This is a genomic window from Meridianimaribacter flavus (assembly GCF_004366715.1).
Lineage (GTDB): Bacteria > Bacteroidota > Bacteroidia > Flavobacteriales > Flavobacteriaceae > Gaetbulibacter_B > Gaetbulibacter_B jejuensis.
The window spans coordinates 178,427-190,924 of record NZ_SOQZ01000004.1 but is presented as its reverse complement, the minus strand read 5'-3'; the positions used below and the strand labels follow the sequence as shown (position 1 = coordinate 190,924).

12 protein-coding genes are annotated in these 12,498 nt (G+C 31.7%); 1 reads left to right on the top strand and 11 read right to left on the bottom strand.

Translation table 11 applies throughout. The features are described from left to right. Positions 1-177 precede the first annotated feature (177 nt). Positions 178-432 (top strand): DUF983 domain-containing protein, encoded by a 255-nt coding sequence (locus A8975_RS09885; RefSeq protein ID WP_243832974.1) that lies wholly within the window; start codon positions 178-180, stop codon positions 430-432. On the opposite strand, the gene A8975_RS09880 is transcribed toward A8975_RS09885, so the two are convergent. From A8975_RS09880 to A8975_RS09830, 11 genes are all read right to left on the bottom strand, one after another. After that, positions 433-1,689 (bottom strand): S41 family peptidase, encoded by a 1,257-nt coding sequence (locus tag A8975_RS09880; protein WP_243832973.1) that lies wholly within the window; start codon positions 1,687-1,689, stop codon positions 433-435. 5 nt (positions 1,690-1,694) lie between these two features. Continuing rightward, the gene (locus A8975_RS09875; protein ID WP_134200194.1) at positions 1,695-2,819 is read right to left on the bottom strand and encodes a serine hydrolase domain-containing protein; all 1,125 of its coding nucleotides are present in this window, start codon (positions 2,817-2,819) and stop codon (positions 1,695-1,697) included. 36 nt (positions 2,820-2,855) lie between these two features. Then, positions 2,856-3,500 carry a hypothetical protein gene (locus A8975_RS09870; RefSeq protein ID WP_134200192.1) on the bottom strand — a complete coding sequence of 215 codons (645 nt, stop codon included), beginning with the start codon at positions 3,498-3,500 and terminating at the stop codon, positions 2,856-2,858. A 196-nt stretch (positions 3,501-3,696) separates the two neighbouring features. Further along, positions 3,697-4,314, bottom strand: coding sequence for a CatB-related O-acetyltransferase (locus A8975_RS09865; RefSeq protein ID WP_134200190.1), 618 nt, complete (start codon positions 4,312-4,314; stop codon positions 3,697-3,699). A gap of 3 nt (positions 4,315-4,317) precedes the next feature. Then, on the bottom strand, positions 4,318-5,178 hold the full coding sequence (locus A8975_RS09860) for an SDR family oxidoreductase (RefSeq protein ID WP_134200188.1): 861 nt from the start codon (positions 5,176-5,178) through the stop codon (positions 4,318-4,320). Between the two features lie 25 nt (positions 5,179-5,203). Then, positions 5,204-6,283: a serine hydrolase domain-containing protein gene (locus tag A8975_RS09855; protein ID WP_134200186.1), complete on the bottom strand. Its 1,080-nt coding sequence runs from the start codon at positions 6,281-6,283 to the stop codon at positions 5,204-5,206. A 110-nt stretch (positions 6,284-6,393) separates the two neighbouring features. Further along, positions 6,394-8,190: a helix-turn-helix domain-containing protein gene (locus A8975_RS09850; protein ID WP_243832972.1), complete on the bottom strand. Its 1,797-nt coding sequence runs from the start codon at positions 8,188-8,190 to the stop codon at positions 6,394-6,396. Between the two features lie 78 nt (positions 8,191-8,268). Continuing rightward, the gene (locus tag A8975_RS09845) at positions 8,269-9,489 is read right to left on the bottom strand and encodes an aspartyl protease family protein (RefSeq protein WP_134200184.1); all 1,221 of its coding nucleotides are present in this window, start codon (positions 9,487-9,489) and stop codon (positions 8,269-8,271) included. A 55-nt stretch (positions 9,490-9,544) separates the two neighbouring features. Then, positions 9,545-9,949 (bottom strand): hypothetical protein, encoded by a 405-nt coding sequence (locus A8975_RS09840; RefSeq protein WP_131507497.1) that lies wholly within the window; start codon positions 9,947-9,949, stop codon positions 9,545-9,547. Between the two features lie 146 nt (positions 9,950-10,095). Then, entirely contained in the window at positions 10,096-10,794 is a 699-nt protein-coding gene (locus A8975_RS09835) for a hypothetical protein (RefSeq protein WP_134200182.1), read from the bottom strand. A gap of 219 nt (positions 10,795-11,013) precedes the next feature. Then, positions 11,014-12,444 (bottom strand): SDR family oxidoreductase, encoded by a 1,431-nt coding sequence (locus A8975_RS09830; protein ID WP_134200180.1) that lies wholly within the window; start codon positions 12,442-12,444, stop codon positions 11,014-11,016. Positions 12,445-12,498 lie beyond the last annotated feature (54 nt).

The following is a 12,498-nucleotide window of genomic DNA, read 5'->3' as shown; positions in this document are numbered from 1 at the left end:
CAAATAATAGTGTAAATTCTATATATGTAAAAAGGATTAGAGGTTTTACTTTTGTTGCTAATAAAATAGTTGCTTATGCGTAATGTTATTGCTGCGTTGACTTGTAAATGTCCTAAATGTAAAAACGGTAAAATTTTTAATAATAGAGGTAATCTCTTATTGTTAAATATTCCTAAAATGAATGATAAATGTCCTGTTTGTAACTATAAGTTTGAGCGCGAAACTGGTTTCTTTTTTGGAGCTATGTTTGTGAGTTACGGACTTGCAGTAGCGCAAATGATTGCGAGTCTTGTGGTGTTCTGGTATTTTATTGATTTATCACCTTTACGAGTTTTTGCTATTATTGCTACAATAGCTGTTTTATTAGGAACCATTAACTTTAAATTGTCGAGGTCTATTTGGATTTATATATTTTATAAGGATAAGGTATAACTATTCCTTCTTTTTAATGTCTTTTATAACCCATAGCAGCATAGTGTCTAAACCATTTTTATAGTCTTTCCAATTGTAATTTAATATTACATCTGGATAAATACCTTGGGTTACCGTTTCTGATAAATTGAATCTTCGTTTAGAATAGGTAATAACAAGTTTAGAATTTGGTAATTCAAACTGATCCATGTCTTGATAACCAGTTGGGTTGGAACCTGTTGGTTGTCCAATTATTTTTGCATTTAGTAACTGTTTAAAAAGAGCAGAATTACTAGTTCCTGCTGAAAATGTTACAGCGTCAGTCATAACATAAACGCCTTGTTTCCAATCTACAGTATCAGACAAATTTAGAGCATAAGCTAGTGCTATGCCAACATACAAATCGCCACCACCATTATTGCGCATGTCAATTACAATTTTTTCAATTTTATTTTTAGAAATAAAGCCTAACAGTTCTTCGCTAAAACGTTGCATTTTTTCAAAAGAAGGATAACTATCAAATCGGATATAAACCGCATTTGTGTTTTGAATAGGAGCATACCATAAATACTCAAAAGAGAGGTTTTCAGGCTTAATGATTTCAGGAATGCCAATAACAAGTTCTTGAAAAGAATCAGAGTTTGAAGTTGTTTGATTTAAAGCGTCAAGTCTTATATCTATACTTTGATGGTTTATGTCTTGAAAAGTAAATGTTGCTGAGTTTGATTTTTTTGTAATACCAAGAGCATATAACAATTCGCTTATGGTTGCATAGTTTCCAGTTCTAACTAATAATGAATGTTCGTTTTCAACAAATTGAGTAACTTTTGAAACCTTAGACATAACCTCGTCTATTGGAACACCATCAATAGCTACAAGTGTAGATTTTAATAGGTTTTTGTTAGTATTATTAATTTTTACAACGCGCCATTGATTTTCTATATGTTTTATTTTGAAGGGATAGTCGTGGATATCATAGTTACGAAGTGATACAGCTGTATGCCCATCATTTATAAGCCTTGTTAATTGCATTAATTTTAAGGTAATTTCAAAATCGTTTAATAAACCAATGCTATCATAAATTTTACTCCATTCTGCATTAAATTCTTCTTCAGTTATAGAATGGTAAAGGTCTATATGTTTGTCTTCTAAAGATGCTTTGTAAATTTGTAAGTCTTCTTTCCAATCTATTTTGTTTGGTGTTTGAGCTAACATTGTACTTAACATCGAGACAAAAAGAATTAAAAGACAGGTTGTTTTTTTTTGAAATGTATTCATGAAACTTATTTTCTTTTTACTGCTTTTAGTACATCAATAACCAAAAGTAAAGCATTTTTTGAAACTTCTAATTGATTAAAAGTACCCGAAATATATGTATCTAATTCTGGGCAGTACCATAAGAAGGAAGCTGTAGATCCAGAATGACCAATAAGCTGCAAGTCGCTTTCTGTATTGGTTAATTCACCTAAAGACACTTGTCTTATCCCAAAGCCGTATTCCATTCCTTTTGTTTCAATAACCCAATTTTGCATGGCTAAACGTGTGTCTTTCTTTACAATTTTATCGGTATTGAAGGCTTTTAAAAATGCAATTAAATCATGCGTAGTTGAGACTAAACCGCCTCCGCCCCAATCGGCACTTAAGCTTTTGAGTGATGACAATTCGTATTGACTAGCATAAAACTTAACGATTGGAAGTTTGTTTTCTATAGAAGACGATTTTAAGTTAACATAAGAACTATTCATATTTAAAGGTTGAAAAATATGCTGCTTAAAAAACTCATCTAAAGTTAAACCACTTACATTTTCAATAATTAAGGCTAAAAGCACATATTCTGTATCTGTATAATGATAACCTTCACCAGGAATAAAGTGTGGTTTCATCTTCTCTTTTGAAAACTGAATCAATTCTTCTGCAGACCATGTTTTATCCAGAATCATCAATAGTTGATTAATGACATTTGGACTTCCGTCGTTAGTTTTGTCTGTAAAATAATCAGGTAAGCCAGAGGTGTGTTGTAATAAATGAGCAATGGTTAAATCTTTTGAATAGTCTTTACCATTCAAAACATGAAGGTTATTCACCAGTGAATCTGGTAAGTATTGAGCGATTTTGTCTTCAAAATTTAATTTATTCTGATCCTTTAAAATACCAATTGCTGTTGCGGTGAACATCTTGGTAATGCTAGCTGTGTAAAATGGGTAATCTATTGAAATAGAATCCTCTTTACTTTCAGCTAACTGAATATCGATACCACGAGATTCAGAATAAACATGTAGTAAACCGCTTTTTATGTTTTCCTTTTCTAACTCAGTTTTAAAGCGTTGTTTAATTGTTGTTTCTGTTGTTTGCTGAGCAATAGCTGATAATCCAACTAAAAATATTAAACCTAGAAACAGATGTTTCATAATGTTAGTTTTTGAGTTTTAAGATAGTCTTATAAGTTAAAATTTTATACCGATATAAAGGTTGGGTTCAAATAGGAAATAAGAATCCCATTTGTTGTCGAGTTGTTTAAATGAATCTGGCGTATTGGTGTCAAAATGCCAAACATTACAATGAAATTGTGGTTCTATAAAAAACTGTTTCTTTTTACCAAAAGCAAAATGATAACCAATATGATACGAATTGTAAAGTTTAAAACCGTTGGCTGTTTTTTTGTCATCAAGGTCTAAATAGGTTTTGTATAATGGTAAAACTTCAACTGAAGCAAACAACCCTTTCCAAAGCATACGTTGATAAGAGATACCAATACCGGTTTCACGTAAATAACCAGGATAAAATTCGGTTTCAGAATCTATTTTATCTGTAAGTCCATCCCACCATTGAATTCCCATAGGTTGAAACAAACGCCAAGTGGCAAATTTTACACCAACAATGTTTTTGGCGTCAAGCTCACGTTTTAGATGTAATTCAATGTGTTGCGTGTTGGTTCTTTTTCCTCCGTCACCTATATTGGATAAGATAATAGCAGGAAAGCTCACTCTGTATTTTAATTCATTGTCACTTTGGTTAGATGACTCTGAGATCTGTTGTGCAAAAACATTACATGTAAAAAGTGACAGGCAGATAATTACTAATTTTTTCATTGTGATTGATGTTTAAATTGTTCGTTTTTTGATTGAAATTTTGATGGTACAAAGATGCAGTAGAAGTGAAGGCTAATCGTTCTGAATTATGATTCGGTACCTTTTTGATATTTAGTACTAATCCTTAATTTTTACATGAATAGAAAAAGACTTAACAGTTTTACTATTAAGCCTTTTATTAGTTCTTAGGGTTTATTTATAACAACTCCTCGGGATGGGAAGTAAGTTTATTTACATTTTTAGTGATTTTTTCAATCTCCCAATCCCACCATTTAAGTTCTAATAATTTAGAAATGGTGTCTTCTGAAAAACGTTTTTTAATAGGTTTAGCAGGATTACCACCTACAATAGTATAGGGTTCTACACTTTTTGTAACAACTGCTTTTGTGGCTATTATTGCTCCATCACCAATGGTTACACCAGGCATAATGGTAGCGTCGTGACCAATCCACACATCATTCCCAATTATAGTATTCCCTTTGGTTGGATAGGTTTTGTCATCCATAGCATGTTGCCATGCACCACCAAAAATGGCAAAAGGGTAAGCAGATGTGGCTTCGGTTAAATGATTACCACCATTCATAATAAAGGTTGCACCAGAAGCAATCATGCAAAACTTTCCAATGATGAGTTTATCATCAATAAAATCAAAATGATACTTTACATTTTTTTCAAAATTTGAAACCGTTTCAAAATCGTCGTAATAGGTGTAATCACCAACCTCAATGTTCGGATTTTTAATGTAGTTTTTCAAAAAACAAAGCTTATTGTAATTGGCTAACGGGAAAACGGTATTTGGATCTGGAATATTCATAATTTATAGCGTTTTAGCTTCTTCTCTAAAATAGTCTTTTAAATGATATTTTCCATAGGTAGGCGCCACATTATCGTCTGCCATTAACGTTAAGAAAAATTCAATCGGACCATAGATTTTAACGCTGGTAAATGTTCTTAAAGTCCAAATGATGAATCGTCTTATCCAATCTGGTAAATGCGTTATTTTTATTGGCTTGTTTAATGAAGTCAGTGCGAGTTTACTAATATCATTTAAGCTTAATATATCAGGACCTCCAACGGTTAATTCGTTATTGTAATCTTCTAAGTTATCGACAATAGCTTTTGCTAAATCCTCTCCATGAATTGGGTTGAATTTTTGATTTCCTGATCCAAATAAATACACACGACCCGATTTAGCCATTTGCAGAAAATCTTTCATATCTGAGAAAAAACCGTTAGGTCTAATAATGGTATAATTTAATCCTGATGTTTTTAAAGCATCAACAAACTTTTCTTTGGCTTCAAAAATTTTCAAATGTCGATGTTTATCGCCATTAATAGCAGACACATAAACAAAGTGATTTACACCAGACTTTTTAGCTTCAGCAAGTAAATTCATATTCGCTTGATAATCGACATCCATATAGGTTAAACCATCCTTCTGTCTCGTAATACCAACGGTTGAAATAACCGTATCTATCCCTTTACAAATATCTCTTAAAGTTTCGGGTTTGGTGACTTCAGCCTGCTTAATTTCCAGAAAATTTTCATTAGGATTATCTATCTGATTTGGCTTACGGACAATAGCAACCACCTGGTTTTGTTTTTCTATTAAAACCCTTAATAAATGCTTGCCTAAATAGCCTGTAGCACCTGCTAATAGTATGTTGGTATGTTGCATTTTGTGTGATGTTTAAGATTGAACCTTAATTAAATTCATTAGTTAACAGTTGCTGAATTATGGTATTGCGTTGTTCACCAGAATCGTCTTGCTGATTGCTTAATAGCACAATGGTAGCGTTGTGTTCTGGTACAAAACCAATCATGCTCCAATAACCGTCTATATCGCCACCATGCCAGTAAAGTGTTGTATTGCCTTCTTGTGTGGTAAACCAACCTAAACCAAAATCTACATAACCACTTGGTACATCTTTGGCGAATATTTCATCTTTTTCAGCAGTTGTAAACCAGTTTGTTTTTACCGCATTTGTCCACGTTTCCATATCTTTTGGTGAGCTGCTAAAATCACCAGCGCCAAACGCTAAATTCATTGGGTAAACACTGTTTACATTACCATTGTTATAGCCTTCTGCATGTGTGGTTGAGTTAATATGATCTGTACCTCTGTACGTGTTTGTCATTTGCAAAGGATTGAAAATGTTCTGCTGAATGTACTCGTGGTAAGACATATCTGTAAGTTCTTCAACCAACAACGCAGCGATAAGGTAGTTAGAGTTACTGTATTGTTTTCCTGCGCCAGGTGTGAAATTGAGTCCGTTTTCGGAAATGAGTTCCATAATCACTTCATAGATGTCTTCTTCATCAAAAAAGTAACCTTGTTCTGTAGCGTCTTCAACCACAAATTGATAGTCTGGAATACCGGATTGATGCGATAACAGTTGAGCAATATTAATTTGATTTCCGTTTGGAAATTCAGGATCAAATTCATCTAAAGTTTGATTATAATTAGAAATATAACCATCGCGTTTTAGCTGAATAATTGCTGCTGCTGTAAGCGTTTTAGACACCGAACCAATACGATATGCTATTTCGTAATCTTGAGGAAGTGCTGTGTTTTCATTGGCTAAGCCAAAACCTTGTCGTACCAAATCGTTTCCATTTTTTGTGATAATAGCATAACCTTGAAAGTTGATGTCGGTTAATAAATTTTCAGCAGTTGTGTAATTAATGGAAGCTGTGTTGTTGTCATCATCGGTTGAACATGATGTGAAAAGCATTAAAATTGCAATTATAAATGCCATTAAAAGTTTGTGTAAAGTTGTCATAACTGTTCGTTTTTAATTGATTATTTGATACTGCAAAATTGAAGTATAAACAGTTATGCGTCGTGCTAAATTATAATTTAGAACGTTCGGGATTTATAAGAAGAAACGGTTTACTTAGAGTGTTTTTGTACCCATTTGCTAGGTGTAATGCCTTCAGTTTTTTTGAAAAAAGTATTAAAAACGCTTTTAGAATTAAAGCCACTATCGTAAGCTAAACCTAGGATAGTTATGTGTTTAAACTCAGGTTTTAGTGCAATGGATTTAAAATATTCTAAACGATAAGTATTGATAAAATCGTTGAAGTTTTTCTTGAAACTCGCATTAAGCAACCATGATAAATGATTTGGGTGAATATCGATTTTATCAGCTAATGTTCGTAAAGACAATGTGGTGTCTAGGAAGCTTTCTTCATTGACCATTAAATCTAAAATAGCTGTTTTGTAATGCGCTATTTGGGTTTTAGAAAGTAGTTGTTTTTCAGTGGTTTCTGTTTGTGGTTTACTTTCGTTAGACAAAGCGAAAATAATTTCAAGTTGATTTTTGAAACGCTCAAGATTACGCAAAGGCTCTAATAATGGATCTACTTTAACTAACGTCATTAAAGGTTCTTTGTGCAAAATGCCTTCATCAATTAAATCTAAAGCCTTGTTATATTGCTTCAAAAGCGTGTAAATATAAATCAAGAAAAAGCGTACTCGCTCACGACTATCAGAATTTAGTAAAGGCTTTAGTTTACTTATGTTAGCCTCAACTTTTGCTTTGTCTTGCATTACTGCATGCGCTAAAGATGTCATTATTAATTGCTCCATTTTAGAGCCTTCCATTTCTGGAATACTCTGGGCAACTTCAATAATGTGTTCTGGTTGTTTGTGATACGCTAAGGCCAATGCATAAATGCCATAACCAACAATGAATTTGTTATTGATTTCAAAACACCTTTTAAAATGCCTTTTTACAGCGTTTTCATCTTTATTGATATAGGCATTATAGCCCATAAAATAGTTGTTTAAATCGTTAAGCGGATCTAGTGTGTATGCAGTATTTATATGGGTGTTTGCTTCTTCTAGATTTCCTTCTAAAATTAAGGTTATGAAAAGCTTTTGATGTGCATCGGAATAACCAGGTTTTAATTCTAAAGCTTTTTTAAGATGGCAAGCAGCCGCTTTAAAATCCCATTTTTTGTTAAGCGCGTCCCAACCTAAAGAATGATGTACTTCAGGTAAATCTACTTTTAGGTTATGGGCTGTTTCAAGATAATTCCCGCCAATTTCAAAAGCTTCTTTTACAGGCATTAATCCGCCAGCAGCAAGTATATTGTATGCGTAATGGATATTAACATGTGCTAACGCGAAAGTAGGATGCTGTTCTATAATTTCTTTTAAAATCGAAATTCCTTTAAACACATCGACCTTATTAAAGCGAGAGATAAGTTTTTTAGCTCTTAAATAGTTGTGATACGATTCTGTGGAAATATTATGATGTGTTACCAGAGAATCGTCAACATTGAAATGCCCAAAGTTTTCTCTTATTTTATCGGCAATTAAAAGACTAATTTCATCTTGCAACTTGAAGATATCATCAAGCTCGCGATCAAAATTTTTAGACCAATAATGCGCACCATCTGATGTGTCAATTAATTGTGCAGAAATACGAACACGATTATTGACTTTTCTTACACTTCCTTCTAATATGGTTGAAACATTGAGTTCTTTTCCAACTTCTCTAACATCAACTTGTTTTCCTTTAAAGGCAAAAGAAGACGTTCGTGCAATCACTTTTAGTGCTTTAATATTAGATAAAGCATTAATGATTTCTTCAGTTATACCATCACTAAAATATTCATTATCAATATCATTACTCATATTGACAAATGGCAGAACAGCAATAGATTTAGAAGATGCTTTCAACTATAATGGTGTAATTAAATGTTTTACACTTCGAAAATAAATAATTTGATATAATCAGAGTAAGAATATGTTAATATTTTAATCACTTATGGCAACTGGTAATAGTTGTTTCTTATTAAGTTTAAACTCATGGGCTTTGTCATTTCGCATTACAGTTATTATAATACTGTCTTGTTTTTCATAATCCCAATCATTGTTTTTAAAAGTGGTGCAAATGGTGTCGTTACTTAAGTTTTTAAATTCTTTATTATTGATTTTTAGTATTTTATCACCTATTTGTAAATTATTTGTAGCATCAGAGTTTGTATAAATAGAGCCAATGTATATACCATCGTCTTGCCAATCAATACCAAAGCCAAAATCGATTAAGGAGTCGTGTTGGTAATTTTGTAATTCTTTCATGTAAATTTTTTCATTTTTCCAATCTAAAACTACATTATAATTCTCAAAGTACTTATTTCCAATATTATCGCTATGAGTGCTGAATTTTATAATTTTCTTCTCAAGATTTAAATTTCCAATTTTAATTGTATCGATAATACCATAAAAGAGAGTGTCATTTTTAGCTTTTCCGCCAACACCATAAGTTGTTGAGCCTATTGAATACGTTGAACTCACAGTTTTAGTTTTTTGTAGCGCTTGTAAAGCACTTGTGGGTATTGACATTTGACCATTTGATCCTGTATCAAATGTTAAGTTTTTGACTTTTATACCATCTATATCTAAATCTATTAAAGGTGTGCCTTGAGTTTTGGTCTTAAAATTAATTGTTGAATATTCGTTTGTTAGTTCAAAACGATTTAAATCGTCAGTGATTTCAATTTTTTTGTTTTGGTAATCAATTCTCCAAAAGGCATTTCGCATTAAATTGGCGCCAATAATTCCATCAATATTTAAGCATTTCATAGCTTGCGATGTTCCTAAGTCTTGAATAATTGCTCCTGTGTTTTTAAAAGTAACCTTACCTAAAGTAATAGTTTCAATTTGTATAAAAGCTTGATTGTTTAAAACATTCCCTCCAGAATCGCCAACACTACCATAGGCTAATTTTTTTAAATTAAGTTTTTGGGAAAACTCTTTTGATAGCACATTTGGTGCTCCTGTATCAAAAAGAAATCTACCTTTATGTCCATTTATAGTAGCTTCTACAATAGGAAGTTTAGCACCATAGTCAAAACTGATGCGTTCCATAAAGTTAGTATTACTAACTTCACCAGATTTCATTAGTTGTATTTTTTTTAACGAGCTACAGCTTACTAAAACTACTAATACGAAGAGCATTAAAATATTTTGTTTCATAGATATTTATTGGTGTTCTCTTGTTGGAGGATTAAAGATAGTGTATTTGTAATTGTTAGTTCTCAATTTTGATAACCTCAGGACCATACGAATACATACATATTTTTTTGTTGTTTGCTATAAATGTAAGTTTTGCTAAATGATAGTTGTTGTTTTCTTCAGGTAGAATACTAATAGTGTCTAAAAAAATGTTAGTATTTATTTTTAGTGTTTTGTCTATAGTTTTTAATTTTTTCTGAAAATGAGCTTTTATGTTAGTGTTTGGTGTTTCAAAAAAAGTAATTGTTTTTTCCTCTTTTTCAGTGGCATCATGAATAAATGAAGCGATGATACTTTTAAATTGCAACAAAGCCATTTCAGGATAATCTTCTGTTTTTTTACCAATATAGTCATCGTAATGCATAATAGGTTTTTCAGCAAATTCAGGGACTATAATAAATGAGTCAAATTCTCTAGGCATGTTAGGTTAGGTTTGTATATGAGTTTTATGTTTAGATTTAATTGAGTTAAACTTACTAAATGTTGGTTATACTATCTCTCTAATCAGTTTAAAAAATAAAAAGCCACCATTTAGGTGACTTTTTTAATAAGCTGTTTAATTTTAGTTTATTGTTTTTCAAAGGTTCCCCAATAAGAAAATCCGTTACCATCAAGAGCAGAAACAACAAGCTCTCCATTTATTAGAACACCAAATTCTTTTTTGCCATTAATTTCAGATCTAAAAGCTATATTGTTATATGTTTCATAATGAATATGGTCTTCCTCACCACTTACATAATAGTCACCAGTAGGGTCAAAACCGATGTTGTAATTTTCTTCAAAAACACCAGATGTAAATAACTTATATAGATCTCCTACATAAGTGTTGCCAACTAATTCATTACTTACGGGAATTTCTGATTGATAAAAAGTTGAATTGTACTGTACTGCTGCAGGGTTGTATGTTCCGTCTTCATTATAAAATCTAACTTCGTACTTGCTGCTAATTAACTCATTGTCAATTACGTCAAAGAAAAACCATTTTTCGGTATCGTTTGTGTTAAAAATAAGAGAGTCATTTCTTAATTCATAAGTACCTTCAAACTCGCTTGTAGATGTAATTAATTTTCCAGTTTCTTCTTCGTCAAATATTATTATGTACGAACTATATCTATCTGGAGAGTTTGTTGATGCTAGAGTTCCTGCTACAGATTGATCACTCCATCGAAAACTTGTTCCTGAATTGTCATCATCATTACTACAAGATTGGAAGCCAAAAATTGATAAAACCGCTAACGCTAAAGAAAATACATGTTTTTTGTTCATTGTTTAATTTTATTAAAGTATTTAGTTAATTATTTTTAGTTGAATTTAGATTTTAAAAGCAACTTAGTTGCAAAACTAGAACAAAAAAACAATAACGCAACTTAGTTGCGTTTAAAAAAATCATTTTAAAAAATATGGTTTTTGTAAAGGGTTTATTTTCACTTTTTTAAATGAAAAGAAGTTTGTTAGATCTAGTAGTAAATGTGAACTAGAAGAGGCTTATGAGTTATCATTTTTAGTTAACTCGGTTATTAAGCCTTTAAAAATGAATCCGTGAAATGGTAATACTAAGTACCAATAGAGTCGACCTAATAAGCCTTTTGGGCGAAATGTAGCAGTTTGAATAAGAGTGTTGTTTTGTATTTTAAATTCTAACCAAGCTTCACCTGGTAATTTCATTTCAGCAAATAATAAGAGACGTTTTTCAGTTTTATCAGCATAAAGTACTCTCCAAAAATCTAAAGTATCACCAGAGTTTATGTCGTAAATATTTGTGCGTCCTCTTCTTAAACCAACACCTCCAAATAGTTTGTCAAAAAAACCTCTAAGTTTCCATAACCAATTGCCATAATACCATCCTGTTTTTCCACCTATTTTCCATATTTTTTCAAGGCATTTTTCTTGATTTTCAACTGGTCTTTTTCGAGTATCAATAAAGCATCCAAATTGAGGTACTTTTATATAGTCAGATATTCTGTAATTTATTCTTCCGCTTACTGTGGAATCTTTCCAGCTAGAAACCACTTCATTTTGCTCTATTTTACTAAATGCTTTTTTGATAGCCTCTTCATAACTAAGAGGTGTAATGTTGAGCAATTTTATGATGCTGTCATTTTTAGCAATAACTTCAACCTTCATACTGTCAACTAATGAAACAGCAAGTTTGTAAGAAGTAGAGGTAATAAAATACAACCAGTATGAAGATAGCTTAGGTGTCATTACTGGCACTGTCCAAATCATTCTTTTTAAACCACGCACTTTAGCAAAGCCTAATAACATTTCTTTGTAAGTAAGTATTTCGTTACCTGCAATATCAAAACTTTTGTTATAGGTTTGGTTATGCCCTAAAACACCAGTTAAAATTTTAATGACATCTGAAATTCCTATTGGTTGACATCTGGTTTTTAGCCATTTGGGTGTAACCATTATTGGTAGTTTTTCTACCAAATCTCTAATAATTTCAAAAGAAGCGCTACCAGACCCAATAATTATTCCTGCACGTACAGTAGTTTGTGCGTAATTGCCTTTGCTGAGTTCAATCTCAACGTTTTTTCTAGATTGTAAATGTTTAGATAGAGAGTTTGAGTTTACTATACCACTTAAATAAATTACTTGTTTTGCACTTGTAGTATTTATGGCTTCTCTAAAATTTATGGCTGACTGCTTTTCTAATTCAAAATAATCATCTGAAGTTGACATTGAATGCACTAAGTAGTAAGCAGCATCAATATCTTTAGGAATATTGTTAAAGGTATCTTTTTTAGTGAGGTCTAATTCAATTACTTCAATGCTGTCTTTAATAGAATCTTCAATATGAAATTTATTTTTGTCTCTTACACAACATACAACAAAGCATCCTTTTTCTATTAGAACAGGTAATAACCGTTTTCCAATATATCCTGTAGCTCCAGTTAATAATACTTTATTCATTAATCACAGCAGATTAGTTGCGGTATTAAAGATAATAAATCTGATTGGTAATTA

What these genes read in the sequence shown, in the direction of transcription:
- A8975_RS09860 (WP_134200188.1), bottom strand. Translation starts at nt 5,178, where the DNA reads ATGCAACATACCAACATACTATTAGCAGGTGCTACAGGCTATTTAGGC.
- A8975_RS09845 (WP_134200184.1), bottom strand. Translation starts at nt 9,489, where the DNA reads ATGAAACAAAATATTTTAATGCTCTTCGTATTAGTAGTTTTAGTAAGC.
- A8975_RS09855 (WP_134200186.1), bottom strand. Translation starts at nt 6,283, where the DNA reads ATGACAACTTTACACAAACTTTTAATGGCATTTATAATTGCAATTTTA.
- A8975_RS09840 (WP_131507497.1), bottom strand. Translation starts at nt 9,949, where the DNA reads ATGCCTAGAGAATTTGACTCATTTATTATAGTCCCTGAATTTGCTGAA.
- A8975_RS09865 (WP_134200190.1), bottom strand. Translation starts at nt 4,314, where the DNA reads ATGAATATTCCAGATCCAAATACCGTTTTCCCGTTAGCCAATTACAAT.
- A8975_RS09880 (WP_243832973.1), bottom strand. Translation starts at nt 1,689, where the DNA reads ATGAATACATTTCAAAAAAAAACAACCTGTCTTTTAATTCTTTTTGTC.
- A8975_RS09830 (WP_134200180.1), bottom strand. Translation starts at nt 12,444, where the DNA reads ATGAATAAAGTATTATTAACTGGAGCTACAGGATATATTGGAAAACGG.
- A8975_RS09870 (WP_134200192.1), bottom strand. Translation starts at nt 3,500, where the DNA reads ATGAAAAAATTAGTAATTATCTGCCTGTCACTTTTTACATGTAATGTT.
- A8975_RS09835 (WP_134200182.1), bottom strand. Translation starts at nt 10,794, where the DNA reads ATGAACAAAAAACATGTATTTTCTTTAGCGTTAGCGGTTTTATCAATT.
- A8975_RS09885 (WP_243832974.1), top strand. Translation starts at nt 178, where the DNA reads ATGAATGATAAATGTCCTGTTTGTAACTATAAGTTTGAGCGCGAAACT.
- A8975_RS09875 (WP_134200194.1), bottom strand. Translation starts at nt 2,819, where the DNA reads ATGAAACATCTGTTTCTAGGTTTAATATTTTTAGTTGGATTATCAGCT.